The organism is Winogradskyella sp. A2 (assembly GCF_046762865.1).
GTDB lineage: Bacteria > Bacteroidota > Bacteroidia > Flavobacteriales > Flavobacteriaceae > Winogradskyella.
Genome location: NZ_JBKQXM010000004.1, coordinates 220,178 through 246,536, shown reverse-complemented (window position 1 = coordinate 246,536; position 26,359 = coordinate 220,178). Strand labels below are relative to the sequence as shown.

General features: G+C 32.8%; 22 protein-coding genes. 5 read left to right on the top strand and 17 right to left on the bottom strand.

Annotation, left to right across the window (positions count from 1 at the left end; translation table 11 throughout):
- Nucleotide 1 precedes the first annotated feature (1 nt).
- The 4 genes from ACFWV9_RS09675 to ACFWV9_RS09660 all read right to left on the bottom strand — a co-directional run bounded on the left by ACFWV9_RS09675 (nucleotide 2) and on the right by ACFWV9_RS09660 (nucleotide 5,004).
- Nucleotides 2-583, bottom strand: coding sequence for an NUDIX domain-containing protein (locus ACFWV9_RS09675; protein WP_411895007.1), 582 nt, complete (start codon nucleotides 581-583; stop codon nucleotides 2-4).
- Between the two features lie 4 nt (nucleotides 584-587).
- On the bottom strand, nucleotides 588-2,549 hold the full coding sequence (locus ACFWV9_RS09670; protein ID WP_411895006.1) for an AAA family ATPase: 1,962 nt from the start codon (nucleotides 2,547-2,549) through the stop codon (nucleotides 588-590).
- On the bottom strand, nucleotides 2,550-3,593 hold the full coding sequence (locus tag ACFWV9_RS09665; RefSeq protein WP_411895005.1) for a hypothetical protein: 1,044 nt from the start codon (nucleotides 3,591-3,593) through the stop codon (nucleotides 2,550-2,552).
- A gap of 70 nt (nucleotides 3,594-3,663) precedes the next feature.
- Nucleotides 3,664-5,004, bottom strand: a complete 1,341-nt coding sequence (locus ACFWV9_RS09660; protein WP_411895004.1) for a microtubule-binding protein — start codon at nucleotides 5,002-5,004, stop codon at nucleotides 3,664-3,666.
- A gap of 166 nt (nucleotides 5,005-5,170) precedes the next feature.
- Here ACFWV9_RS09660 and ACFWV9_RS09655 point away from each other — a divergent pair, with 166 nt between their 5' ends.
- Together ACFWV9_RS09655 and ACFWV9_RS09650 are read left to right on the top strand one after the other, a co-directional pair.
- Entirely contained in the window at nucleotides 5,171-5,947 is a 777-nt protein-coding gene (locus ACFWV9_RS09655; protein WP_411895003.1) for an MBL fold metallo-hydrolase, read from the top strand.
- 199 nt (nucleotides 5,948-6,146) lie between these two features.
- The gene (locus ACFWV9_RS09650) at nucleotides 6,147-6,371 is read left to right on the top strand and encodes a hypothetical protein (protein WP_411895002.1); all 225 of its coding nucleotides are present in this window, start codon (nucleotides 6,147-6,149) and stop codon (nucleotides 6,369-6,371) included.
- A 196-nt stretch (nucleotides 6,372-6,567) separates the two neighbouring features.
- Here ACFWV9_RS09650 and ettA read toward each other — a convergent pair whose 3' ends face one another.
- The 7 genes from ettA to ACFWV9_RS09615 form a co-directional block, all read right to left on the bottom strand.
- Nucleotides 6,568-8,259, bottom strand: a complete 1,692-nt coding sequence (ettA, locus tag ACFWV9_RS09645) for an energy-dependent translational throttle protein EttA (RefSeq protein WP_411895001.1) — start codon at nucleotides 8,257-8,259, stop codon at nucleotides 6,568-6,570.
- 2 nt (nucleotides 8,260-8,261) lie between these two features.
- Nucleotides 8,262-8,444: a CAL67264 family membrane protein gene (locus tag ACFWV9_RS09640; RefSeq protein WP_411895000.1), complete on the bottom strand. Its 183-nt coding sequence runs from the start codon at nucleotides 8,442-8,444 to the stop codon at nucleotides 8,262-8,264.
- A 105-nt stretch (nucleotides 8,445-8,549) separates the two neighbouring features.
- Nucleotides 8,550-12,239 carry a T9SS type A sorting domain-containing protein gene (locus ACFWV9_RS09635; protein ID WP_411894999.1) on the bottom strand — a complete coding sequence of 1,230 codons (3,690 nt, stop codon included), beginning with the start codon at nucleotides 12,237-12,239 and terminating at the stop codon, nucleotides 8,550-8,552.
- A gap of 121 nt (nucleotides 12,240-12,360) precedes the next feature.
- Nucleotides 12,361-13,077 (bottom strand): pirin family protein, encoded by a 717-nt coding sequence (locus ACFWV9_RS09630; protein WP_411894998.1) that lies wholly within the window; start codon nucleotides 13,075-13,077, stop codon nucleotides 12,361-12,363.
- Between the two features lie 25 nt (nucleotides 13,078-13,102).
- Nucleotides 13,103-13,975: a pirin family protein gene (locus ACFWV9_RS09625; protein ID WP_411894997.1), complete on the bottom strand. Its 873-nt coding sequence runs from the start codon at nucleotides 13,973-13,975 to the stop codon at nucleotides 13,103-13,105.
- 56 nt (nucleotides 13,976-14,031) lie between these two features.
- Nucleotides 14,032-14,469 (bottom strand): MarR family winged helix-turn-helix transcriptional regulator, encoded by a 438-nt coding sequence (locus tag ACFWV9_RS09620; RefSeq protein ID WP_411894996.1) that lies wholly within the window; start codon nucleotides 14,467-14,469, stop codon nucleotides 14,032-14,034.
- 2 nt (nucleotides 14,470-14,471) lie between these two features.
- Nucleotides 14,472-15,002 (bottom strand): NADPH-dependent FMN reductase, encoded by a 531-nt coding sequence (locus ACFWV9_RS09615; protein ID WP_411894995.1) that lies wholly within the window; start codon nucleotides 15,000-15,002, stop codon nucleotides 14,472-14,474.
- Between the two features lie 157 nt (nucleotides 15,003-15,159).
- Here ACFWV9_RS09615 and ACFWV9_RS09610 point away from each other — a divergent pair, with 157 nt between their 5' ends.
- Complete coding sequence (locus ACFWV9_RS09610; protein ID WP_411894994.1) at nucleotides 15,160-16,803, top strand: acyl-CoA carboxylase subunit beta; 1,644 nt, start codon at nucleotides 15,160-15,162, stop codon at nucleotides 16,801-16,803.
- Here the strand turns inward: ACFWV9_RS09610 and ACFWV9_RS09605 are convergent.
- Nucleotides 16,800-18,137, bottom strand: a complete 1,338-nt coding sequence (locus ACFWV9_RS09605; protein ID WP_411894993.1) for a M24 family metallopeptidase — start codon at nucleotides 18,135-18,137, stop codon at nucleotides 16,800-16,802. The genes ACFWV9_RS09610 and ACFWV9_RS09605 overlap by 4 nt on opposite strands.
- A 226-nt stretch (nucleotides 18,138-18,363) precedes the next feature.
- Between ACFWV9_RS09605 and ACFWV9_RS09600 the strand changes: the two genes are divergently transcribed.
- On the top strand, nucleotides 18,364-18,711 hold the full coding sequence (locus tag ACFWV9_RS09600) for a hypothetical protein (protein ID WP_411894992.1): 348 nt from the start codon (nucleotides 18,364-18,366) through the stop codon (nucleotides 18,709-18,711).
- A 65-nt stretch (nucleotides 18,712-18,776) separates the two neighbouring features.
- Here the strand turns inward: ACFWV9_RS09600 and ACFWV9_RS09595 are convergent, their stop codons facing one another.
- From ACFWV9_RS09595 to ACFWV9_RS09575, 5 genes are all read right to left on the bottom strand, one after another.
- Nucleotides 18,777-18,956, bottom strand: coding sequence for a hypothetical protein (locus ACFWV9_RS09595; RefSeq protein ID WP_224477861.1), 180 nt, complete (start codon nucleotides 18,954-18,956; stop codon nucleotides 18,777-18,779).
- A gap of 107 nt (nucleotides 18,957-19,063) precedes the next feature.
- A complete protein-coding gene (locus tag ACFWV9_RS09590) occupies nucleotides 19,064-19,927 on the bottom strand; it encodes an N-acetylglucosamine kinase (protein ID WP_411894991.1) in 864 nt (287 codons plus the stop codon).
- Between the two features lie 77 nt (nucleotides 19,928-20,004).
- A complete protein-coding gene (gene gap / locus ACFWV9_RS09585; RefSeq protein ID WP_411894990.1) occupies nucleotides 20,005-21,006 on the bottom strand; it encodes a type I glyceraldehyde-3-phosphate dehydrogenase in 1,002 nt (333 codons plus the stop codon).
- 33 nt (nucleotides 21,007-21,039) lie between these two features.
- The gene (gene pfkA, locus ACFWV9_RS09580; protein ID WP_411894989.1) at nucleotides 21,040-22,026 is read right to left on the bottom strand and encodes a 6-phosphofructokinase; all 987 of its coding nucleotides are present in this window, start codon (nucleotides 22,024-22,026) and stop codon (nucleotides 21,040-21,042) included.
- 143 nt (nucleotides 22,027-22,169) lie between these two features.
- The gene (locus ACFWV9_RS09575; RefSeq protein ID WP_411894988.1) at nucleotides 22,170-25,988 is read right to left on the bottom strand and encodes a translocation/assembly module TamB domain-containing protein; all 3,819 of its coding nucleotides are present in this window, start codon (nucleotides 25,986-25,988) and stop codon (nucleotides 22,170-22,172) included.
- On the opposite strand from ACFWV9_RS09575, the gene ACFWV9_RS09570 reads away from it, so the two are divergent.
- Complete coding sequence (locus ACFWV9_RS09570; protein ID WP_411894987.1) at nucleotides 25,987-26,271, top strand: hypothetical protein; 285 nt, start codon at nucleotides 25,987-25,989, stop codon at nucleotides 26,269-26,271. The genes ACFWV9_RS09575 and ACFWV9_RS09570 overlap by 2 nt on opposite strands.
- Nucleotides 26,272-26,359: the final 88 nt, after the last annotated feature.

Below are 26,359 nucleotides of genomic sequence, written 5' to 3'. Positions count from 1 at the left end.
CTCAACCCAATAAGTTATTTATTTGAGCATATTGAATCAGCATAATGGTCTTAGCATCAATAATTTCTTGATTTTCAACCATTTTAATCACTTTAGAAGAAGGTATTTCTAATACTTCTATTTCTTCATTTTCAGTTTCTAATCCTCCACCTTCACTAATCTTCATACTATCATCAAACTCAGCAACAAATAGATACATCTTTTCTGTCATTGCACCTGGTGACGAATACGCGGTCAGTACCTGTTTAGCAGATGAAATATTGTAACCTACTTCTTCTTCAACTTCAGATATTATGGTCTCCTCCGGAGATTTTGATTTATCAATTGCACCAGCGCATGCTTCAATTGACATTCCTTCTAACTTGTTGTTTTCGTATATAGGCATCCTAAACTGTCTGGTTAATATGACAGTACCTTTCTCAGAATTGTAGAGTAAAATTGCTGTACCATCTCCTCTATTATATGTTTCTCGAGATAATTTTTCCCATTTGCCATTTTTAAACTGAAAGTCATAATCTATCCTATCTAGTTTTGCCCAGGCATCAGATAAATTAATATGTTCTATGTTTCTCAGATTATCCATTAAATCAATCTAATTTTCCGAATTTTTCTCTTGCCTCGGTTTCGATATTTAATTGATTTACTCTAGCATCAACTTTCCGTTTAAAGTCTGTATCAGCAATAGTTGCAACATTATCTAAATATCTGATAACCTCTTGACGTCTAATATCTGAGAAGTTTAATCCTTTCATATTGGCCTTCATCAACTCTTGAAGCATATTAAATTTAGTCTCATAATCTTTTTTGAAATATTTGTCAGGGTTTTCAAACCAATCTTTTTCAAGGTCAAAATCTGTTAAACGTAATGAAATTGCTGATTGAATATTTCGTACGTCCCTAGATGAGAAAAATGGAAAAACCTTCTGTATTTCTTTATATAATGTAGCATAAAACATATGGTCGTCTTCCTCATGTAATTTTTCAACTTTCTCAAATGTTTCTAAAACACGCTCTTCTGTCGGCTTCTCAACAGCCTTTAATATTTCACCCATGCTTTTTGCCAATCCTTGATCTGCCAAATATTGATATACTTCTGGATTGTCCATATTTATGAATTCTGGCATAGTGTTCTTAAGCTTTCTCCACCATAAATAATCTTGATCTAAAAAGTCGTGCTCAGTACGCGCACCATCTATTTTAAATCTACCTTGTACTCGCGATATAACAGCCTTATCTAACATCTCAGGTAGATTAGTGAAGAGACCAATGGAACTATTTCCATAATTGACAGCATACGCACCTTCAGTATATCGTAAAAAGACACCAATTACTTCTTTTACACCTGCTGAAACACCTTGTGCTGTTCGTTCTTGTAAATTATTTTCGGCATCATCAATTGGTGCAAAAATAAGCCGTGTAGGATCTTGTAATGGCTTCATCCATTCTACCATTTTTTCTGCAGAACCACCTTGAAATGTACTTATCAAAGTATCTGGCATTGGATGAAATAAAAATGGTATATCTAAATTATCACAATGTTCTTTTAATCGTGTTGCTATGGCAGCAATAAGCATACTTTTACCTGTACCTGGTATTCCATATCCCATAAAAACAGGCATAAATCCACCGAGTTCCTGAAACGGATTTTTTTGAGCTTCGAAGTCATAGCTCAACATACGTTCTGTTAATCTTCTAGCAAAGTGCTTAGCATCTCTATTACCAACAATCTGTTCAAACTCAATTTTATTAAATTCTACGCTTTTTGCCGTGCCTTGAAAAACGTTATTCCATCCATCAATGGCAAACTCAGAATTCTCAAGTTTGTATGCTCTATCTACTATAGTTTCTGTATACTCTAATGTGCTTCGACGCAATTGAATTTCATCAATTAAGGCTTCAAAATAAACTACGGTAAAATCTATAACATCCTTATCTGATTTGATAATTTCTGGGTGTCCTAAATATTTATCATAATAAAACAGCTGACATGATATACCTTTGATTGGTGACAATAATGAAACCTCTGGAATACCAGCAAATTTTTGCTTCATTACCGATAAATCGTCTGACGCATGAGGTTTTAAATCGTGTAAAATTTTATATGCTGCAGCAAATAACATAAATGCAGTTGCTGTATGCATTTTACTCTCGTATTCTCTTTTTCCTGAACGATCTAAGGCAGATTTATTCTCATTTAAACTAGATAAACCTGAAGCATCGTAATAACTATCTTTTATCCATATACCTAAGGTTATTCCTTCTTGAACCGCATATAAAGTTTGATTTAAGTGCAAAGGGATTGCTACAGACTCTGGCAGCAACCTTTTTTTTAAACCTAAAATTGTTTTGGAAACTGAAGATACAGCTACATTACTGCCGTTGTTAGCCCTTGATAAATAAAGCAAAATAGATTCATCCTTACCACTATTATCTTTATTCTTGGCACGTTGACTCTGCTCCCATTGTACAGATTTTAAATAGGAAGTTGCTTCGTCCCGAAGCATATCGAGTTCATTTTGTTTTATAGGAAAGGTTGAATTATGTTCCATTTACTTTATTCTTAAATCTGAAACCTGAATAGGTGCTTGCGCAAGTTTATTCATAATTTCCGGAGTTTTGTTATGCAATAATTGTATGATTCTGTGTGGTGCAAATACATAGCGCTGTCTAAAAATATTCTCCCACTTTTGAAAAGTTTGTTTGCTAAAAAAACCGCCTTCTTTAAACTCACTTTTTGAACGTATTTCATCAATTTTGAATGAAATAGCATAAGATTCTAAAGGAATTGTCTTTCGGGATATACCTCCTAAAACAGCATGTGTTATATCATTTTCGTCCTTTGCAAATACATTGTGAATAGGCCCTAAGTCTATACGTTTTACAACTTTTGGAAATACTTTCGGCAAACGTTTATCTATAGCATACGCCATAGTATCTAAAGCCATTTCCCTATCCGCAGAAATTTTTAATACTTTATAAATTTCTTCTTTATAATCTTGTACATTTCTTCCGTCATAATTAAAGTACATATAACAGATAAAAGGCCTATTATGTGTAACATCATAGAAACTCCAGCTTACCATATGCTCGGCTGACGAATCTTTTGGTGCATTTAATATCTTGCCTTGTACAAATCTATTGAAGATATATTCTTTTTTAGCTGATGAGTAATATACTATTGATGCCGCTTGAAAAAGTTTCCGCTTAGAAATCGGCTCCTTTTTTCGCATTAAAGTATCTAAAAACTCGTCTTTTAAATCTTCTACATTGGTAAGTCGTCCTAAGAATTCTTCTCTAAGTTCTAAATCGTTAAATAAATAGCGGAATTCTAAATAATTTGGAAAACTAGAATCTGTTAAATCAACTTTCATATTCTCCTCATCATCATACATGTATTTTACACGCATTGCTTCTATTGAATACAATAGTAAGTCGCAATATTGCTTGAACAACAGAATTTCCTGCTCATTAATTATCTGCTTTCGTTGTACGGCAACGATAAGTTCCTTCAGTGAGAAGTCTATCATTTTATGATAGAACACATACTGCTCTTTAGAATCTAATACAGCGGAATCTAATGGTGTTACGATCATATCTAACGTATGCTATTGTAAATGAAGATAGATCAAGGGAAATTTAATAGATCCATCTAATCTTAGCTTTTTACCCTAATAAGTCGTCCTCACTAGTTTCTGGTTTATTATCACCTTCAGGCTCTCCTCCATCGGCAGTAGCATTAGGATCTGCCTTATAATATTCGTCAAAAATCTCCTTCATATCAATTCCGTAACGGTCTGCGAAGTTTTTCTGAATTTCTTCATCTTTAGCTCTAATATCCTTTAAAGCTTCTGCATAACTGCCATAAACACCTTGCATTACTTTTTCGTGTACTGGAATATTATCCATCATTTCTTGACGCGCTCTAGCGCTAGCAGAATGCATTGCAGCGAGTGTCTCACCGATATGCTCATCGGTCTTAACACCTAGATGCTCCAAAATTGCGGCAAATTCTTGATCTGTTCTTGCTTTTAATGCAACAATATAACCGTCATAATATTTTAATCTCTCGTCAGTATCACTTTTTAATTTTGCTCTGTGTGTTTGAAGGTTACTTCTTAACGAGGTTAATACTTTAATGGTTAAGTTATGTTTATGAACAAAACTATCTTTTGAGGCGGCTAAAGTTGTATAAGCATTCTTTAAGCCTTCCAATTCTTCAACCTTTTGCTCTAATTGAGTAACTTTTTCTAATGCCTCAGAATATTCTGTAGATTGTTTATCAGCAACTTCTTCTAGTGCTTGTCTTGCTTGTTTTAACAATGCATATTGTTCTTCAAGTCTAGCTTCTACTTCTTTCTTTTTCTCTAAAGCTTTTGTATGATTATTACTTGCCTCTACAATTGCTGTCTTAAGACTTTCTTCAACTTCTTTAATTTCTAATTCTCTATCTTTTAATCTTTTTATAGCAGCCTGGCTTTTAAACGAAAGTTCATTTAATAAAGTCTGTACATCAGCATTCTCAATTCGTTGTTGAAACATGGCCTTAGCCTTATTATCTGAGGCATCTCTTTCTTTCTGTGCATTCTTAAGCTCTTCTTCTGCCTTTTTTATTTTAGATTTTCTACCCCAAAGGTTATTCCACCACGTATCTGGTTTACTTTGTGCATCCTCTAATTCTACTTTGGCACGTTCTAATCTCTTTACAGCATCATCAATCACTTTTTGCTCGGCTGCATTTAATGCAGAAAAACCTTCGAACATAATACCTACTTCATCCTGATAGTCCGTGAGGTCTTTTATGGCATCTAATAAGGTAGATCTGTCTTTTTCAGCCATATCTACTACAGTGTCTAATGTGGCGTTTAATATCTTTTGACGACTTTCTGGATCATCTTCTTGAGCTAATTTAGATTTCATCTGGTCTATAGCTTTTCCCCAATTTACATCGACCTTTTCTGTTTTCTCGTTGGAATTTGTTTCTAATAAATCAAAATCATCAGACATATTATGTTGTGTTATTTAGTTGAACAATTTATTGATAAGCAATTTCGGTAATTTTATAAGAGAATAAAAATTTTATCCTGTAAATAATAAGTAGTAATTGTTATTAAAATGTTACAGTTGGTTGACTCACAATAACTGTTTAATATCTTTATAAAAAATAAAACCAATGAAAATAACAAAACTATTCCTTTTACTGGCTCTAATTTCTATTGCCTTAAGTTGTAAAAATGAAAAATCAGATACGGACCAAGACAAAGCAATTGCAGAGAATATAGTTTCTGATCCTGTAGTAATAAAACCTATTAAGCATGGTACTTTAGTCATTGAAACTAAAAACGCTACTATTTATGTAGATCCTACAGGTGGTAAAGAAGCATTTGATGGACAAAACAAACCAACACATGTCCTAATTACTGATATTCATGGAGATCATTTAAGCAACACAACATTGGAAAATTTAGATTTAAGTGAAGCCGTTTTAATTGGCCCTAAAGCAGTTACAGATAAAATTCCATCTACATTTTCAAGAACGATCATAACCCTTAATAACGGCAGTAATTATGAAACTGACGGCCTCAACGTTGAAGCAATACCAATGTACAATCTTAGAGAAGAAGCATTGAAATTTCATGAAAAAGGCCGTGGAAATGGTTACATCATTACAATAGAAGGTCAACGAATTTATATTTCTGGTGATACGGAAGACATTCCCGAAATGAGAAACCTTAAGAATATAGACAAGGCATTTGTATGCATGAATTTACCATATACTATGACTGTAGAGAGTGCCGCAAGTGCAGTTCTCGAATTTCAACCAAAAATTGTATATCCATATCACTACAGAGGTACAAACGGATTTAGTGATGTTGGTAAATTCAAATCCATAGTATCAGAAAAAAACAATGAAATTGAAGTGAAATTACTTGATTGGTACAACGATTAAAATGTTAAAATTTCAATTGTTTATAAATTGTCAGAATTGGTATTTCGCCCATTTTTAGTGCGCTTTGCCGAACTTTATTAACAGTTAATCGGTGAAATTGTTAATTAAAAAATGGGATTCGTTTAAAATTAATGACTTATGAATCACATTTTTAACTATCTTAGCCTTGTTTTAATCCAAATCTAAACATTAATTAACCATGATTACCTACCTACTTTCAAAGGCTTTAATAGTGACTACTACACAACTTACTATGATTTTAATAGCCGTTGCAACTATATTCTTAGTATTTATAATAATAGCTGTAGTTAAAATGTACAAGTTAAAAGCACAAAACAAAAAACTTATGGAAACTAACGCTTTTAAAGATGTAGACGAATCTTATAAAGATTTTACCGGAGGTCACCTTTACGGAGATAATTAGAGCTCTTTATGTATAACGCATCGAGGAATATAGCCGTTTTGTACATAGTTTTTATACTACTTGTAGTTTTGCTCGGTCTCAACTTATTTAAAGTTAAGTAGCTAAATAAAAAATCAAAGGTTAACTGAAGAATTAAAAATATAACAAAAAAGCCAGCATTATGCTGGCTTTTTTTATTCGATATAATTCTAAAAAATTATCTAACTAATTTCTTATACTTAATTCGTTTTGGCATTAAATCACCTCCTAATCGTTTCTTTTTGTTTTCTTCATAATCACTAAATCCACCTTCAAAGAAATAGACTTGCGAATCTCCTTCGAATGCTAAAATATGTGTACATATTCTGTCTAGAAACCATCTATCGTGGCTAATCACTACAGCACATCCTGCAAAGTTCTCTAAACCTTCTTCTAATGCTCTTAATGTATTGACATCTAAATCATTAGTTGGCTCATCTAAAAGTAATACATTACCTTCTTCTTTGAGAGTCATAGCCAAGTGTAAACGGTTGCGTTCACCACCAGAAAGCAAATTAACCTTCTTATTTTGCTCACTACCAGAAAAATTAAATCGGCTTAAATATGCTCTAGAATTTACCTGGCGCCCACCCATCATAACTAACTCTTGTTCATCACTAAAGTTTTGCCAAATAGTTTTTTCAGGATCTATATTTGAGTGTTTCTGGTCTACGTAGGCAATTTTAGCTGTATCACCTACCTTAAACTCACCTTTATCTGGTGTTTCTTCACCCATAATCATTCTAAAAATTGTGGTTTTACCAGCACCATTTGGTCCAATAATACCAACAATCCCAGCTTGTGGTAAATTAAAATTTAAATCATCATACAGCAACTTATCACCATAAGCTTTAGCAACACCAGTTGCCTCAATAACATTGGTACCTAATCTTGGGCCATTCGGAATATAGATTTCTAGCTTTTCATCAAGTTGTTTTTGATCTTGACTCATTAGCTTGTCGTAATTCTTTAAACGTGCTTTTTGCTTTGTCTGACGACCTTTAGCCCCTTGTCTTACCCATTCTAACTCGCGTTCTAGCGTCTTTTGACGCTTAGACGCTGATTTACTTTCTTGGGCCAATCGTTTTGACTTTTGATCTAACCAAGACGAATAATTGCCTTTCCAAGGAATACCTTCACCTCTATCAAGCTCTAAAATCCAACCAGCAACATTGTCTAAAAAGTATCTATCGTGTGTTACGGCAATTACAGTACCTTTATACTGAGCTAAATGATGTTCTAACCAATGTACCGATTCGGCATCTAAATGGTTAGTTGGCTCATCTAATAATAACACATCTGGTTCTTTAAGTAATAAACGGCATAGCGCAACACGACGACGCTCTCCTCCTGAGAGCACACCAATTTTCTTGTCACCTTCCGGTGTACGAAGTGCATCCATTGCTATTTCTAATTTGGTATCTAACTCCCAAGCATTAGAAGCATCTATTTGATCTTGCAATTCGGCTTGTCGGTTCATTAGCTTCTCCATCTTATCCGGATTACTATATACTTCTTCCAAACCAAACTGATCATTGATACTGTTGTATTCATCAAGAATAGCTACAGTTTCTGCAACGCCCTCTTTAACAACTTCTATTACTGTTTTATCATCATCTAATTGTGGTTCTTGTTCTAAATAACCTACAGAATAATCCTGAGAAAAGACCACATCACCTTGATAGTTCTTATCTACACCTGCAATAATTTTAAGTAAGGTCGATTTACCAGAACCATTAAGACCTAGTATACCAATCTTAGCTCCATAGAAAAAACTTAGATATATGTTTTTTAAAACTGGTGTATTGGCAGACTGAAAGGTCTTAGTAACACCAGACATTGAGAATATTATTTTCTTATCATCGCTCATAATTATACGCGTCCCTTTAAAGCATTAAACACCCAAGCGATTGCAAAAAAGCCAAATCCTACGGTGGCAAAACCCCAACCAGCTACATCATCATATCTGTAAGCACCCATTAATATGAGTACTACTCCCATAATAAGCATTAACACAGTAGCCCAGGCTAGTACAGTATTTTTATTCATTGCCATAATTGTAATTCTTAATATTAGTTAGTTAGTTGAAACACAAATATCGGTAAATAAACCAAAAAAAGCATCTTAGTTTAAGATGCTTTTTTTGATGTTATATTAAAACTATTCTATAATTAACTTTTTAACTGTATTACCAAATTTTGATTTTAATTGAACAAAATACATTCCACTTTCTAATTGAGAAACATCTATTTGATAGGTATTAGTTTCATTAAAAGCACCTGTAAGAATAGATTTTCCTTGAATATCAAAAATATCAAAACCTAGTTTACCACTTCGACTGGAGTTTAATTTCAAAGTAACATATCTACTTGCAGGTATTGGATATAATTCAAAATTATACAAATTAAATTCTGCAATTGATAAGGCTTCTACAAACTGCGTTTCAAAAATATTAGTAATAACGGGAGCATTAAAATCGAAATAAATTGTGGCAGAATTTGGTATAATATCATTTAAAGCATAGCCAGATTTTGGTTTTATTTTGAAGTACACATAGCCTTGACTACCTAATTCGTCATCTTGCTCAGCAGGTAAATTAATGTTTTGAAATAACCACTCTAAATCAGAATCCGTTTTTGTAACCACAAAATCGTGACTAGATCGCAACATTTGAAATGTAGTTTCATCTAATTGACTATTCAAAACGTCTTCAATTCTAATATTCACAGCATCTGAAGTACCTAAATTCTGAAAACGTATGGTATAATATAAATATTCATCTGATGCTATAAAGTCGTTGAAAACGATTTGTGGCCCATGAGCCTCCATTTTGTCATTTGGATCCCACGAACCAATAACTACCTCTGAAAGTAAAGTCGTATTATTTTCTGAAATTAAATCATTAGTATTTGTGGTATAGTTTGCCTCGTTGGTTAGTGTAGCTCCCAAAGTAGCGGAAACTGCAGTATTTAAACTTATCTCAATTTCTTCGGAATCACCAGGCAACAAGTTTGTAAAATCTACCGTAATGCCTGTAGCATTATTAGTGATGACATAACTAGGATTACTACTAGTTGTATTAAGAATAGTAAACTCACTATCACTAATAAATTCAATGGTACCACTTGCAATAATTGTATTCCCTAAATTTTCAAGTGTAAGGATATTGTTATGAGAAAAGCCAGGTCTTGGTGCAACATTTGGATTTATAAGATAAATTCCTAAATCTTCACAATCATTATTTTTAACAACGGGAATATCTATGGTTATTGAATTTCCATTCATAACACTAACGTCATTAATGGCCGATGAACTTACGGTATAACAGGCCGTGTAATCATTATTTAAAGCATAGGTAATATCATAACTATCTGTATCAAGTGTACTCAATATATTAAAGCTTCCTGTTGATGAATTTACTGAACTTATGTTTCCATTATTGTTAAGTTCATAAGTGAGAATTCCATTAGAGAAATTAGGCTCATTAGTATCAAAAGTACCATTAGCGTTTAAGTCCTCAAAAGTATTAACAGTAATTATGCCATACGCATTGGTGCAAAAAACGTCTATATTTATTGGTGTATAATTTTCTGTTGAACAGCTAATAATCCCATCAGAATCCACATAAAAAGAAATTCTGTTTCCTGTAGAACTGAATACTAATCCTGATAGATCACCATTATTACCATAGGGTGTTGTTGAATTTAAATTTGTCATTCCATCGGAATCAAGCACAACCAAATAATCATAATCAAATTCTACTTGTCCTGCATTAAATCGAAATGATAGGGGACTTCCATCACTGCTCTCAAAAACATATTGCGTACTATCATTAACATCATAACAATATTCGAAATTAAAAGGCACATCCGAACAGTTGACAATTTGAGGGCAGGCTTCTACGCTTAGCATTAATTCCACAATAGTATAGCAACCAGTGACTAAACTTGTTGCTCTGGCAAAAACAGTTCCAGGAGTTGTATAAGGCGAAACAATGGCATTATTATTCGTTTCAGCATCTACAAATGATATATGATAGGTTATATCTATGTCAGTTTCACCATTTATAATTTCATCAGTTTTTGCAGTTAAATCAAATTCTATTATCCCATCGTTATTTTCATCACATGCAAATAAAGGTGTTGGATTTGCTGGTACTGGAATTGGTGTTACCAGTAAATCTAAGGTTGTAATACTATTACAATCGCTAGAGTTATTACTTTCTACTCTAACGTATATGGTTTGAATACTACTTACAATATTAGAATAAGGTGAAAATACCGGATTATTTGAATTTTCTGCGTCAGATAATGTTTCAAAATAAAGAACGTTATAATTTAAAGGGTCATTACTTCCGAGGATTTCAGCATTTTTAGACTCTAAATCGAAAATTGAAAACCCATCATTATCATCATCACAAACCTCCAATGGTGTTGGTGAAGTTATTTGAGCACTTTCTTCAACATTCAATTCTAAAGTCGTTGTATTAATGCAACCTGTTACAAAATCCTCTACTCTCACATAAATTATTTGTGGATTTACTGTATTAAAATAAGTACTGGGATTAGCTATTGTATTACTATTGTTAAGTGCATCTGCCTCTGTTTCGAAGAATGACACATCAACATTTTGCTCAGTGGTAATTAGTGAAATTTGCGATACTAAATCAAAACTAGCTATACCACTACCATCACTTGCACAACCAAATAAGGATGTAGAATTAACCTCGGGTAACTCATTTACCGTAATGATTATTTCTGTATAATTATAACAGTTACTCGTATTACTATCCACTCTTGCATAAACCGAATTTTGTCCAATAGTCAAGCCTGTATACGCAAATGGATTTGTAATACTGTTTATATTGTTTACGGCATCATTACTTGTTTCAAAAAAAGAAATTGTGACATTGCTCTGTCCACCAATTATTGTAGGTTCAAAAGCAGTGAGGTCGAAATTAGCAGAACTATCGCACAATTCTATTGAATTTACACTATTAGCCTGTGGCAAAATCCCATCATTAACTATTAATTCTAACTGAGTGGTTCTATAACATGCCGATGCTTGATTTTGAACCCTAACATAAACCGTTTGAGGATTAGAAATATTATCATATACATTAGGTAATGGGTTCGTATTGGCATCAGCATCTGTCTGAGATAAAAAATAGGTAACATTTACATTCGCTTCGTTATTAATTTCAGAATTTTTTGAAGACAAATTAAATGTAGCAAAATCAGTTTGACTACATATTTCAAGTGGCGCTGGATCATTGACCATTACTGAATTATCTAATACACTTAAGTAAAATGGATTAACGCTAAAACAACCACCATTTGCATTTTGCAATCTTATATATATGGTTTGATTGTAATTATTTGTATTTGTATATGGTGAAATAATTTGGTTAACATCTGTCAATGCATCAGACTCTGATAAATAAAAAGCAACGGTATTATTAATGAAATCTATGGTTGTTTGTTCAGCAATACTATTTAAATCAAAAGATGCAAAACCATCGATAGTAGCATCATCACATATTTCCATTTCCTGAAGCCAAATTTCTGGTTCATCGTTTATATGAACAACAATTTCATCCGTATAGGCTATATTATTTATTATGGTTTCAACATAGTATCGTCCGGCCTGAGTTACATTTAAAATAGGTCCGTTTTCTGGTAAAAAAGTAGTGTCATTTAGAACCCAAGTATAAAATGGACTTTCACCAGGAATTGTAGCGTCTAACACAACTGTGCTACCTGTACACGCTTCAATATCTGGACCTAAATCAATTTGAGCATAGGTTAAACTAAAAGAAAACAAGAATAGAAAAAGTAATTTATGCTTCATAGATTAAGGCTTAATAGGCTTGATTGCTTATCAAAGCTAACTTAAATAATTAATAAAAACAGAAAAGCCTTAGAAATTTCTAAGGCCTTAATAAGTAACAATATGTTGCTGTCCTATGAATCTATTTCATTGGCACTTCGATGATAACAAGTTCTGAATTTTCAGTAGATTTTATATCTAGAGAATGAATTTCACTAACACCAATTGCGTCTCTTTTAGATAATGAATTACCATCTATGCTAACTTCTCCATCTACAACAAATATGTAGACGCCATTATTTTCAGATTTTAAGTTTAAACCAATTGAGTTTTCAGCCTCTAAAGTTGTTCTATAGATATAGGCCTGTTGACTTATGGGCAAGGCATCACCTTCTAACTTATCCTTTGGTGCAACTACAGTTTGCAACTGATTTTGTTTGCCTTGGTTAGGGAATTGTCGTTGTTCATAATTTGGTTTCACACTCATTTCTTCAGGAATTATCCATAGTTGAAGAAAATTAACTTCATTTATTTTACTATCGTTAAACTCAGAATGTGTTAACCCTGTACCAGCGCTCATCACTTGTACTTCACCAACTTCAATGGCTCTCTTGTTTCCCATGCTATCCTTATGAGACAATGCACCTTTAAGCGGAATAGAAATGATTTCCATGTTTTGATGTGGATGTGTACCAAATCCCATTTTTGGTTGTACTACATCATCATTTAAGACACGTAACATTCCAAAATTCATGCGTTCTGGATTTTGGTAGCTAGCAAAACTAAACGTATGATGTGATTTTAACCATCCATGATCTGCATAACCGCGTGTGTCTGCCTTGTGAATTATAGTTTTCATAGTTTTCTGTTTTTATATTAATCAATTAACTGACTGGAAGAAATCCCATTTTACCCATTTGGTAATCTCTCATTGCTTCCAACAATTCTGTTTGAGTATTCATAACGTAGGGTCCATAAGTCGCCACTTCTTCATTAAAAGGTTCACCTGACATAAACAACAACAAACTATCTGTTTCTGCTTCAATAGTAAAGCCTTCACCATCTTGATGAAATTGAATGAGTTGATTCTTATCAAGCTCTAAAGTAGTTTCACCATTAACTTTCACTTTACCTTTTAATAAATATAGCATGCCTTGTTGTGTAATTGGAAATGAAATAGTTTCATTTCCACCTGCCTTTGCTTCTATCATAAAGGCATTGACATCAGATTGTGTAATAATGGATCCTTGATTATCATTTAAATTTCCAGCTATAACTCTGGTTTTTACATTTCCATCGGCCGAAGTATTTACCTTAAAATCTTCATGTTTAACATGTTGATAATTAGCTTGCATCATTTTTTTCTTTGCAGGTAAATTTAGCCACAACTGAATTCCTTCTATCACACCACCCTTTTTAACAAATGATTTTGTAGGTCCTTCTGCATGAACGATACCTCTTCCAGCTGTTGTCCATTGTACATCACCTTCTTTTACTATACTTTCATTACCTAATGAATCTCTATGTAATTGCTCTCCTTGCACCAAGAAGGTTATAGGCTCAAATCCTCTATGTGGGTGTGGCCCTAAATCAAACGGATTACTTCTTTCATTGATTTCATATGGTCCATAATGGTGCAAAAGGATAAATGGATCTACCATATCTATGCCTTGAGTTGGCAATGGTTGACGTAAGCGTATTGGTCCCATATTAACGAAATCGCTTCGTCCTACTCTTTTAATTGTATTTGTTTTCATTTTAATTGCTTTTATTATAATATTTTCCATGGAAAATATTTTATTAAAAAAATGCATTAGCGCATTTTATCTAGCAGATTACTTAACTGCTGTGCTTCGTCTTCATTTAAATTCTTAAGTAATTCTTTATTTAAGTTTTTTGGTATAGACGCTAATAAATTCTTTCCTTCTTCTGTTATAGCAATCTTTACAACACGTCTATCGTTGTCTGACGGTAAACGTTCTATATAATTTTTAGCACAAAGTTTATCCATTAATCGCGTTGCATTGGGTGATCGCTCTAACATTCTATCCTTAATCGTTTGAACTTTCAAAGGTTCACCTGCTCCTTTTAATATTCTAAGGATATTATATTGTTGAGGAGAAATACCAAAATCCTTAAAAAATTCATTTTGACAACTTGTAATCCAGTTCGCTGTGTAGATAATATTTAGTAAAGCTTTTACTCTATTATTAGGAAACGTTGAATTGATATCTTTTGCTAAATCTCCCATAATTAAACACTCTCAGCGAATTGTTCTACCTCTTCTAATAACTGATTATTGAATTCAGAATTCGTAATCTTTCCATCTGAAAAATTATCATTAAACGATGGTAGACTAAAACTCCCAACAATGTTTCCTCCCATATATCCAAATCTAGCCTGAGCTATTTCTAATCCTGTAGCTCCACCTCTAGCACCAGGTGACGTTGCCATTAACAACATGGGCTTATCACTCCATAATTTTCCATCAATACGAGACATCCAGTCAAATAAGTTTTTGAAAACTGTAGCATATGTTCCATTATGTTCTGCTAACGACAACACGATACCGTCAGTGGCTTTTATTAAATTTAAAAACTTGTACGCATTATCAGGTATTCCTTCTGCCAGTTCTAAATTCATACTATACATTGGTAATTCAAAATCATTTAAATCTAAAACTGTGGCTTCAGTTCCTTCTACCAATGACGCAGCGTAAGTTGCTAATTGTTTATTAATTGAAGTTTTGCTGTCACTTCCTGCGAATGCTATTATATTTTTCATATTCATTATAATTATTTGATGCACAAATGTACTATAAAAATATTTATATTCCAAGGAATATAATTCCATGTTATATAAATTTAACGTTTCATTTAGAAAATAGGCTTAACAATTAATATTAATGTTTCGTAAATTCGTGCAAAACAATTCTCTATTAATGGATATCAAATTCAATAAAAACGAAGATCACAATAAGCTTCTACTCTCTGACCTAAAAAAACGTTTTGCCCAAGTTAAATTAGGTGGTGGACAGAAAAGTATTGATAAACATCATAGTAAAGGTAAGATGACCGCTAGAGAACGAATAGATTATCTTCTTGATCCAAAATCAAAATCTATTGAAATTGGTGCTTTTGCTGGTGAGGATATGTATCCCGAATATGGTGGATGCCCTTCTGGTGGTGTAGTCATTAAAATAGGTTATATTAAAGGAAAGCAATGTATTGTCGTTGCCAACGATGCAACAGTAAAAGCTGGTGCATGGTTTCCAATAACAGGGAAAAAGAACCTAAGGGCTCAAGAAATTGCTATTGAAAACAGATTGCCAATTATATATCTTGTAGATAGTGCAGGTGTATTTTTACCTATGCAAGATGAGATTTTTCCAGATAAGGAACATTTTGGGCGGATTTTTAGAAATAATGCCGTAATGAGCAGTATGGGAATTACCCAAATTGCCGCCGTTATGGGAAGTTGTGTTGCTGGTGGTGCCTACTTGCCAATTATGAGTGACGAAGCATTAATAGTCGATAAAACCGGTAGTATTTTTTTAGCTGGAAGCTATCTTGTTAAAGCTGCAATTGGCGAAACCATAGATAATGAAACACTTGGTGGCGCAGCAACACATTGCGAAATATCTGGTGTAACAGATTACAAAGCAAAAGATGATAAAGATGCCTTAGATACTATCAGGAATATTGTAGACAAAATTGGTGATTTTGATAAAGCAGGTTACAATAGAATTAAGCCAAGTAAACCAAAAGAGAACCCTCAGGATATCTATGGAATTGTTCCGAAAAGTAGAGCTGATCAGTATGATATGAATGACATCATTAGCCGATTAGTTGACAACTCTGAATTTGAAGAATACAAAGCTGGATATGGCCAAACCATTATTACGGGTTATGCTAGAGTTGATGGTTGGGCTGTTGGTATTATAGCCAATCAACGACAGATAGTTAAAACAAAGGGTGCCAAAACAAAACCAAGCGAAATGCAATTTGGCGGTGTTATTTACAATGACTCAGCAGATAAAGCCACAAGATTTATAGCTAATTGTAATCAAAAGAAAATTCCACTTGTCTTTTTACAAGACGTTACCGGATTTATGGTTGGTAGCAAATCTGAACATGGAGGTATTATCAAAGATGGTGCTAAAATGGTAAATGCAGTAAGTAATTCTGTGGTGCCAAAATTCACTATAGTAATAGGTAATAGTTATGGTGCCGGTAATTATGCCATGTGTGGTAAAGCTTATGACCCAAGACTAATTGTTGCATGGCCGAGTGCTGAACTTGCAGTAATGAGTGGTAATTCTGCTGCAAAGGTTTTACTTCAAATCGAAACAGCTTCTCTTAAAAAGAAAGGTGAAAAAATCACTAAAGAAAAAGAAGAAGAATTGTTTAATAGAATAAAAGACAGGTACGATAACCAAGTATCACCTTATTATGCTGCAGCTAGACTTTGGACAGATGGAATTATAGATCCATTAGAAACAAGGACTTGGATAAGCATGGGCATTGAAGCCGCCAACCACGCTCCTATTGAAAAACCATTTAATTTAGGTGTATTGCAGGTTTAATTCCCTTGGTGGTCTTTAACTCTCGGTATCGTTAATAATTTGGTTTGTCTGCCATTTACATACCTAAATCCATTCGGGCCCCAAAATCCGGCTTCCTCAAGCATAATTCTAATGTCGCGTTTCCACTCTGGTATTGTCACAGTGGTATTCAACTCAATAGCATAAACCGTATTTTCATGTAAAGGGTAATCACCATTAACTGGCACTCCATCTTGAGAATCCCACATTCCTAATGTTGTACCAGCGCTATGACCATATGCGCCCAATGGATGAGTATATATTGCAGGACGTAAGCCTTCAGCTTTTCCTTGTTCTAATGATTCTTTTAAAACTTGATTTCCTGATTTACCAGTTTCAAAATTCGAAGTAAATATATCCTGAACTCTATTACCATCTTTAAATGCATTTTGTAAGTAATGAGGCGGTTCAGTTTCATTTGGCTTCAAAACATAAGCCAATTCTTGGCAATCTGTGTTCAACCTTAAATAGGTAATACCAAAATCGCAATGCACTAAATCACCAGGAATTATTACCATATTTTCAGGTCTATTTGAAAATGCATATAAATGATTTCCCAGCTCTTCAGCCGTTCTTTGTACATCAACCGTAGGATGGAACCAGGTTTCAAGACCAAGAGATGTTACTTTATCACGCATCCACCACTCTACATCAGTTGTCGTTGTTATGCCTGGGGTAATAACCTTTTCCGAAAATGCCTCTGCAATTATATCATGCGTTATATCAACTAATTGATTATATATAACCATTTCTTTTTCAGTTCTGGTTTCAATCCAACCAATGGCAAGTTTCTCAGCCGATACGACTTTTGTTTGGTGTTCTTTAGATAATACTGACATAAATTCTTCATAGTCTGTTTTAACAATGCCATCACAAATATTAAAGTTCTTTGAATAATTCAATCCAATTACATTAGGATTCCGTTCATTAATAATCTGTACTAATCGGTTCCATTGATTTGGCTCTTGCTCTTTATCCCATGCTGAGATGATATTTTCTCCAAAATTATAACGTGCTACCGCTAGTTTCTCAATGGTATTTTCTTCTTTATTTCTGTAGAATACTAATATTGTTCTTCTTCGCGCATTTAGCCAAGTTGCAGGCAACATAGTTCTTAATACAGGATCCTCATTGTACTCCCTAGATATTAAAATCCACATGTCAATCCCGGCATTGTCCATTAATCCGGGTAATACATTATCGAATCTATCTTTTAATATTTCATCAACTACTTGAGCACGTTGTTTCTCGGGTAATACTTGTTGACCGTTTATAGAAATAGATAAAAAAAGGAGTAAGATTTTAATGAATTTCATGAATAAAATATTTGAATCTAAATGTAATAAAAAGGATATTAATTAACATAATTAATGACATAAGACTGAGACCAAAATTAACAAAGTCATCATAAGTAAAACTAGTAAATAGAAATAATTATAGTTTTATTCTTACAAATTATATCATTTTATCGAATTAATAATGTTGTTTATGGTTCTGATATGTTATATTTCTATATTTCTAACAACTTAACCTAGAATGATTATGAAACTAACTGCAATTGCCCCAACAATTACAGCTGTGATTACTATTTTTTATTTATCTGTATTTACAAGTTCGAAATCGGATTATGTAAAACCAGATTTTCCAATTATTATTAATAATCCTAAAAGCGAGACAATAGTTTATGATGCAAAGAAAGGATTAGCACTAAATGAATTAAATGGAGATTATAAGCAATTGGATATATTCAATATTAAGGGTATTAAAGTAATCTCTATAAATAAGTTTGAAAAGACAATTTATCTCAATGGACTAAAATCCGGATTTTATAAAATTCAGGTTAAATCAACAAACGGTAGTCTAATTACAAAAACACTGGTGAAAATTTAAACTATATTTAATAAAATAAAAAAGGACGCAAATTGCGTCCTTTTTTATTTTTTATATGATTTGTATTAAGCAGTACCTGCTCTTTTCGCTTTCTTTTCTTCTTTAATTTCTTTGAAACGCTCAATCGCCGAACCAAATACCCAATAAGGAATAACAAATGTTAACAGGAATATCATTAACCAAAATCCTATTGTTAGTATAGTTAAAAAAGCTAAGAATCCTAAATATTGATCAAATTCAAACATAATTACGTTTCATTTATTAATGATGCAAAGATAAAACCAATTAATAAGTTTTACAACAGCTTTGTTGAGATTTATCAACAGATTATTAAAAAATATGTTTTTAACCCTTATAGGTTTTTAACATGATAATCTACTAAACCATCTATAGGTCTACGAACAAAATTACCAATTTTAAATCCATACTCACCTGCTACTTCATGAATCTCTTCTTGCGAAAAGTAAGCAATAGAACCTGCAAAATGCACAGGTACACCTGAATCTAACTCTTCTTTATACTGTAGAATCATATTCTCTGTAAATCTGCGAATGCCTTTTTTAATTAAATCTTTAATATAATCTGAATCTTTATTTAAAAACATAAACTCAGCAAAATTTGCTAGGTAAGCATTGGGATTGGGCTGTTTATAAAGGTTATATTTAATAAAATCTGCATCTAATTCATACTTATGCTCAAAAGCAAGTTTTATGGTTTCCGGCATTTTATTAAAATAATAATCCCTAATTAACTCTTTACCATAAAAATTACCACTTGCATCATCCATTAATGTATATCCCAAACTTAATACTCTCTGATGTAGCTTAATACCATCGAAATAACTACAGTTAGAGCCAGTTCCCATAATACAAACTACGGCTTTTTCATCATTAGAATTGATGGTTGCCCTTACTGCAGCCATAGTGTCTTCTTTAACCTCTACATGGGCCTTTAAAAAAATTAACTTTAGCACATGAGTCAACATGAGTCTTGGCTTTTCTGTGCCACAACCAGCACCATAAAAGAAAACATAAGTAACATCATCCTTAAGTGCCATTAAATCTGCACTTTTTTTAATAATTTTTGTTACTTTCTTTTCTGTAAGTATAGCTGGGTTTAATCCTTTGGTCCTAATTTTTTCTGCTAACTTTTTGCCAGTGTTGTCAATGACAATCCAGTCGCATTTTGTAGAACCACCGTCAGTAATTAAAATCATAAAGCCAATAAATTAAAAAATTCCGTAGGTGAACTTAATTCAATCTCCTACGGAATTTTTGAATTAATACTTGTTTATTATAGGTTGTTAACTTTTTGAGCTAAATCAACCATTTTGTTTGAATATCCAAACTCATTATCGTACCAAGAAATTAATTTAAAGAAATTTGAATTAAGTTCAATTGAGGCATCTGCATCAAAAACACTTGTTCTTTCTTCACTTACAAAATCTTGAGATACAACAGCTTCATCTGTATACCCTAAAACACCATTCATAGATCCATTTGCTGCTTTTTTCATTGCGGCTTTAATTTCATCTAATGTAGTAGCTGAATTTGTTTTTACTGTTAAATCTACCACAGAAACATCTGCTGTTGGTACTCTAAATGCCATACCTGTTAATTTGCCATCTAATTCTGGAATAACTTTCCCTACTGCTTTTGCAGCACCAGTAGATGATGGTATAATATTAACAATTGCTGAACGACCTAATCTGTAATTTTTACGTGAAGGTGCATCTACAGTATACTGAGTAGAAGTTGCAGCATGAATTGTTGTCATTAAACCTTCTTTAATACCAAAATTATCTTCTATGACTTTAGCAATTGGTGCTAAGCAGTTTGTTGTACAAGATGCATTAGACACAATGGTGTGACTTGAGGTTAATTTATCATCATTTACACCCATTACAAACATTGGTGCGTCTTTACTTGGTGCAGAAATCACTACTTTTTTTGCGCCACCATCAATATGATATTGTGCCGTTTCTAAGGTTGTAAAAATACCTGTACACTCAGCAACAACATCAGCTCCTGCTTCATCCCATTTTAAGTTTTTCGGATCTTTTTCTGCTGTTATTCTAATTGTTTTTCCGTCAACAACTAAGTTTCCGTCTTTAACTTGAATATCTCCATCGAATCTACCATGAACAGAATCATATTTTAATAAATATGCTAAATGCTCAACATCTAACAAGTCATTAATGGCAACTACATCCACATCTGAACGTTTTACAGTTGCTCTAAATACTATTCTTCCAATTCTACCGAATCCGTTTATTCCTAACTTTAAGTTTGACATTTTTTTTATTATTTAAATTATAGTGTTCTATTTTTATATTGACATTATGTCTGAAACTCTAAGAAGTTCCATATTAATTTTTGATTTACCTTTTACTGCTTGATCAAATGGTGTTAACTCCATAACATCATTTTTTAATCCAACCATGAAGTTGCTTTTACCAACTATAAGACTTTCTACGGCCTTTACTCCCATTCTACTTGCCAAAACACGGTCAAAACAAGATGGCGAACCACCACGTTGCATATGTCCTAATACCGAAACTCTAACTTCATACTCAGACATGTTTTGATCTACATAATCTTTTAATTCAAAAACGTTTTTACCGATTTTATCACCTTCTGCCACAATAACAATACTAGATGATTTACCCGACTGTTTACTTCTTCTTAACGAATCTAGTAATCTATCTAGTCCTAAGTCTTCTTCTGGTATTAGAATTTCCTCTGCACCTGCTCCCACACCAACGTTTAATGCAATATGACCTACATCACGTCCCATTACCTCAATGAAAAATAATCTGTTGTGAGAACTGGCAGTATCTCGAATTTTGTCAATTACACTGACAACCGTATTCAAAGCTGTATCATAGCCTAAAGTATGAGTAGTACCAAAGATATCGTTATCAATTGTACCAGGTATACCCATTACAGGAAAATTAAATTCCTGATTAAAAATCATCGCACCAGTAAAACTACCATCACCACCAATTACAACAAAAGCATCAATTCCAGCTTTTGTAAGTTGATCATATGCTTTTTTTCTACCTTCCTTTGTTCTAAATTCCTTTGATCGTGCAGATTTTAATATGGTACCACCCCTATCAATTATTCCTTTTACACTACGAGCATCCATTTTTACAAAATCACCATCTATCATTCCTTCATATCCTCTGTAAATGCCAAAACATTCAATGTTATGAAACGCACATGTTCTAACTACTGATCTCACAGCGGCGTTCATTCCTGGAGAGTCCCCTCCAGATGTCATTACTCCAATTTTTTTAATGGTGTGCAACATTTTTTTTAATTATTTCAAGTAAAATTAATAAACAAAATACACAATAAAGTGACTATTGTCATAAAAAAACTTGACTGAAAATAATTCAAACGTTTTCGTTGATAAGTATTTTAATAATACGCAATAAATGAGTGGTCTAGAGGCTAGGACTTAGTCTTTTTCTTCTTCATGGTCATATACTCTGGCATAAAGTCATCATCAGTTTCTTCATTTTTTTCTTCTAGCGTATTTTTCTTTTTATCCTTTCGATTCTTTCCAGAAAAAATAATTTGAATAAGTTCTTTAAACGTATCAAACTCTACATTATAAGAAAGACCAATACCTTGAGTATAGCCAATTTCTTCACCAAAATTTCTAATGGTATTTTCTCGGTTAAAAACCTTTGCCCTAAATGTTCCATCGTCGTTTAATAGCCAGTCTACCTGTACGTCTCCAGTGATTGTAGTTTGTTGCGCACTACCAAAGGGTACTCCTAATTTGCCGTTTACCAGAATTTTATCGCTTATTTGAGTTTGAAGTGTAAGACCAAATCTATTATCCGTTTGTAATTCTGGTGTGTTTTCTCCTAATTCTACATCGATACCAACATTGAGATTATCATTATCACCACCAATAATATTATTAACTATACCAGAGAGACGTTCAGATATTGTACCAGTAAAATTTATACCTCTAATCCCACTTGAAAATCCGCCGGTACCCAATAATGTCAATGCTTGGTTATTACGCTCATCTTTTGATGACAACCTATAATCTAACTCAGATTTTACCGTTGACGACACATTAGGAAATCTTAAATCAAAATCTGGCTGAGGCTGTTCTAAATCTCCGGTAAGATATATATCTACCTCGACTGGAATCCTCTGAGTTACTGGGTTATCTAAAAGAACTGAAGGATTAGCAGTAGTCTTATAAATAGCTTTCAAATTAATTTCCGCACCCATAGGATCACCTTCCCAAACGATACTACCTCCTTGCTCTACTTCAAACTTTTTCTCAACAAAACCGCCATATTTAAAATTATATATTCCTTCAAACACGGAAAAATCACCCCACATATTAAAGGTTCCGTTAGTATTAATTAGGAAAACCAAGTTGCCTTCTCCACTTCCTTTAATGGTACTTCCTGCTTCTTTATCGATCACAATTTCAATAGTTGCGTTCTGATTTACATCTAAATCAAAATTAAGCTCAAGACCTTTAACTTCAATTTGCTGAACAACTTCACCGTTAATTCTGGCTTGCTTTTCTTCTGGTGTTAAAAAATGAATAAATGAATTGTCACCAAAACTTTCAGAATCATTAAGAGGTATATTAAATACCGTACCTGGAGCTGTACTTCCTTCAACATTAATTACTAATTGATCAGTTGGGCCAATAATTGATGCTTCTCCAGTAACAAAACCATCGCCATAGTACAATGACTCTTCTTCTTCAATTGTATTTAAAACAAGTAATCTGTCTGTATTTAATTCTAATCCTAATTCCCAATCCGAAAAATTATTGTGCTCTATAAAACCGTTTAAATAACCTTGAGAGAAGAATTTAGAGTCTGTCATAGCAACATTATTAAATATAAACTGTTGCTCCTTTAATGTAACCTTTGAATCAAAATCAAAACCATAATCTACATTTAAGTATGGAATTGATAATCCTGCTCTATCAAGTAAAAGTTCACCATCAATACTTGGTTTATTTAAATTTCCTGTTACTTTGGCATTCCCTGAAACTAATCCCCTAATATTACTAATTACACCCTCTCCTAATGGATTTAAAGGATCTAGTAAAAACTCTTCAAAAATAACATCTAGGTTGATGCTTGGATTATTCTTAGAAACATCAATAAAACCTATGGCTCCAAATGATTTTAAATTGTCATTAACCAGAGCAACATCTACGCCGTAATTCGTTATAGAGTTATTTCCTTCAATTTTTGCAGTTAGATTCCCCAAATCATAATCATTAACAAAAAGACTTGTGACTTCAAGATCTGATTTTGGCAAGTAAATACCATTGTTTTGATTAATATCAATCTTACCATTAACTACACCTTGGAGCGCTAAACTATCAATTCGAGGGGTTATTTTAACGAGCTCAACGTCGTTGAAATCTACTTTTATATTTTTATTACCTCCATCATAGAGAGAACCTGCAACTACAATCTCTTCCCTTCCCTGATTTATTCTTAATGGGAAAATATCAAAGTTTCTAAAATCTCTATCAAATCTAATTTTGTTTAACGTATCCTTATCCGCATTTATCTCCCACTCAAAATCCTTAAAACGGACATCTGATTTACCAAATCCTACCACTGATTTATTCTCATCATCAATTGTGTAAAACAGATTGAGATCAAAATTATCTTTGTTGTTTGTACCACCTTTAAATTCAGTTTTGATTAATAAAGTATCGCGCTTAGTTACATTGATTAGAGTAAAATCAGATGCATCGTAAATTCCTGTACTAAGACTGTCTATCTCAATGTATGTGTTGTATATAGGATTGCTATTATCAACTGTTAGCATTATATCATTTGCGAAATACTTTTGAAATTTTATTTCAGGAGAATTAAAAGTTAAATCGAATCCTTTTTCATCAGATTCAATCTTACCTTCTATAAACGTGTTTTTACCTAAATATAAATCCTTGTAGAAGACTGCGGCAATTTTAGAATAGATGTCGAATTTAAAATTAAGATACTGCCCTTTTTCAACTTCATTTGGAATGTAATTGGTATAAATACTTCCTAAAGAATTTTCTACCAACTTAAGAATATCACGTATTCGATATTTTCCTGTAATCTTACCGCTAACAATATCAGGTGAATTTATGGTTAAGGTTCGTTTATCATCATCGAAAGTTGAAACAATATCAAAATCCTCAAAACGATATTGACTATCTTGATTTTTATACGTAGTATTTTTAATATTTATGGCACCAGTTGCATTGTCATAGCTTGAACCTACAGCTGTCATTCTTACTTTACCTCTAAACTCCGATATACTATCTCGTGTAACAAAATTTAACGCTTTTAAATTTGCATAACCAACATCTGCATTAAAATCAAAATTTTTGATCTCACCTGAGAAATCTGCTAAACCATTAAAATCTAATTTCAGATTTAGGTCTTCAGCATTTAATATTCCGTTAAATACTTTATTACCTAAGTCTCCTGATACTTTAATGTCCATGTAAGTATAATCATTGTAGTTTAGACTATATACATCTCCCTTTATATTGGTTCTTAGATTATCAATTCTAAAGCCTTTACCATCTAAATCCAAATTGGCAGATATGTTCTTAAATGAAGTATCATTTATTAGTACACCAATGTCAAATTCATCAAATACCACATTACCAATATAACTAGCATTGTCAATATTATCAATATTAGATAGTTCAATGTCCGAATCAATTAATCCTAAGTCCGTATCAATTTTAATCTTTGCATCAACAGAGGTTTCTGTAATATATGAGTTACCATTTATTCTAAAATTTCCAACGTTAGAAAAAATTGTTGGTATAGAATTTCCTAATATTCTTGGCAATAAAGCGGTTAGATCATTGTAATTAGATGCCAAATTTTGAAATCTTCCATTCAAAGCAAAACTACCTGATTCTTTACTGAACAAGTTTTGGAAGGTAATATCACCAATGATTTTTGTGTTTCGAGTTGTGCTTACATTTAGGTTTGTGGCTTCTAAATTGTTCAGAGTTCCGTTTAAATCTGCATTTAAAATTGCTTTTTGATTTACTCCAAATTCATCAAAAAATACATTCAATTCTGTTAAAGATATTTCCGAATCCTTAAAACTAGCAGTTACATTGACCTTATCGGTAAAGTCTTTTAAATCTTCTCTTTTATAATCAAACCTCAATTCACCTTTTATTAGTGAGGCATTAGTTTTAATATTAAGATCACCAAAATTCATATGATCCAAGGCATACTCAAAGTTGGCCATGAGATTTTCAACTTTAATTCCTCTACTATCGGTGAAACTGAATTTATTTATACGGGAACTTACATTAGGACCATTAATTAAAAAATTGGTTGTATTAGCATTTAGGTCACTAAATACAAATACTTCTGGGTCTTCGAGATTTTCATCGGTAAGCTTAAAGATTCCATTCTCTATAGAAACATCACTAGAAGAAAATAAAAATTTACTCGGTCCTACCCTTGGGTTGTCATCTTCAAATTTATCTACAAAAATATCTAGATTAGTGTCCTCAGTACCTTCATAAGTTTTTAAGTTAAACAGTAAATCTTGTATATCAATATCACCAAAATTTAACTTGCCGTTATATAGGTTTTTAAAACTAATTATTGAGG

Coding starts and splice junctions, on each gene's coding strand:
- ACFWV9_RS09675 (WP_411895007.1), bottom strand. CDS start 583: ATGGATAATCTGAGAAACATAGAACATATTAATTTATCTGATGCCTGG.
- ACFWV9_RS09670 (WP_411895006.1), bottom strand. CDS start 2,549: ATGGAACATAATTCAACCTTTCCTATAAAACAAAATGAACTCGATATG.
- ACFWV9_RS09665 (WP_411895005.1), bottom strand. CDS start 3,593: ATGATCGTAACACCATTAGATTCCGCTGTATTAGATTCTAAAGAGCAG.
- ACFWV9_RS09660 (WP_411895004.1), bottom strand. CDS start 5,004: ATGTCTGATGATTTTGATTTATTAGAAACAAATTCCAACGAGAAAACA.
- ACFWV9_RS09655 (WP_411895003.1), top strand. CDS start 5,171: ATGAAAATAACAAAACTATTCCTTTTACTGGCTCTAATTTCTATTGCC.
- ACFWV9_RS09650 (WP_411895002.1), top strand. CDS start 6,147: ATGATTACCTACCTACTTTCAAAGGCTTTAATAGTGACTACTACACAA.
- ettA (WP_411895001.1), bottom strand. CDS start 8,259: ATGAGCGATGATAAGAAAATAATATTCTCAATGTCTGGTGTTACTAAG.
- ACFWV9_RS09640 (WP_411895000.1), bottom strand. CDS start 8,444: ATGGCAATGAATAAAAATACTGTACTAGCCTGGGCTACTGTGTTAATG.
- ACFWV9_RS09635 (WP_411894999.1), bottom strand. CDS start 12,239: ATGAAGCATAAATTACTTTTTCTATTCTTGTTTTCTTTTAGTTTAACC.
- ACFWV9_RS09630 (WP_411894998.1), bottom strand. CDS start 13,077: ATGAAAACTATAATTCACAAGGCAGACACACGCGGTTATGCAGATCAT.
- ACFWV9_RS09625 (WP_411894997.1), bottom strand. CDS start 13,975: ATGAAAACAAATACAATTAAAAGAGTAGGACGAAGCGATTTCGTTAAT.
- ACFWV9_RS09620 (WP_411894996.1), bottom strand. CDS start 14,469: ATGGGAGATTTAGCAAAAGATATCAATTCAACGTTTCCTAATAATAGA.
- ACFWV9_RS09615 (WP_411894995.1), bottom strand. CDS start 15,002: ATGAAAAATATAATAGCATTCGCAGGAAGTGACAGCAAAACTTCAATT.
- ACFWV9_RS09610 (WP_411894994.1), top strand. CDS start 15,160: ATGGATATCAAATTCAATAAAAACGAAGATCACAATAAGCTTCTACTC.
- ACFWV9_RS09605 (WP_411894993.1), bottom strand. CDS start 18,137: ATGAAATTCATTAAAATCTTACTCCTTTTTTTATCTATTTCTATAAAC.
- ACFWV9_RS09600 (WP_411894992.1), top strand. CDS start 18,364: ATGAAACTAACTGCAATTGCCCCAACAATTACAGCTGTGATTACTATT.
- ACFWV9_RS09595 (WP_224477861.1), bottom strand. CDS start 18,956: ATGTTTGAATTTGATCAATATTTAGGATTCTTAGCTTTTTTAACTATA.
- ACFWV9_RS09590 (WP_411894991.1), bottom strand. CDS start 19,927: ATGATTTTAATTACTGACGGTGGTTCTACAAAATGCGACTGGATTGTC.
- gap (WP_411894990.1), bottom strand. CDS start 21,006: ATGTCAAACTTAAAGTTAGGAATAAACGGATTCGGTAGAATTGGAAGA.
- pfkA (WP_411894989.1), bottom strand. CDS start 22,026: ATGTTGCACACCATTAAAAAAATTGGAGTAATGACATCTGGAGGGGAC.
- ACFWV9_RS09570 (WP_411894987.1), top strand. CDS start 25,987: ATGAGATTTTCAACTTTAATTCCTCTACTATCGGTGAAACTGAATTTA.
- ACFWV9_RS09575 (WP_411894988.1), bottom strand. CDS start 25,988: ATGGCCAACTTTGAGTATGCCTTGGATCATATGAATTTTGGTGATCTT.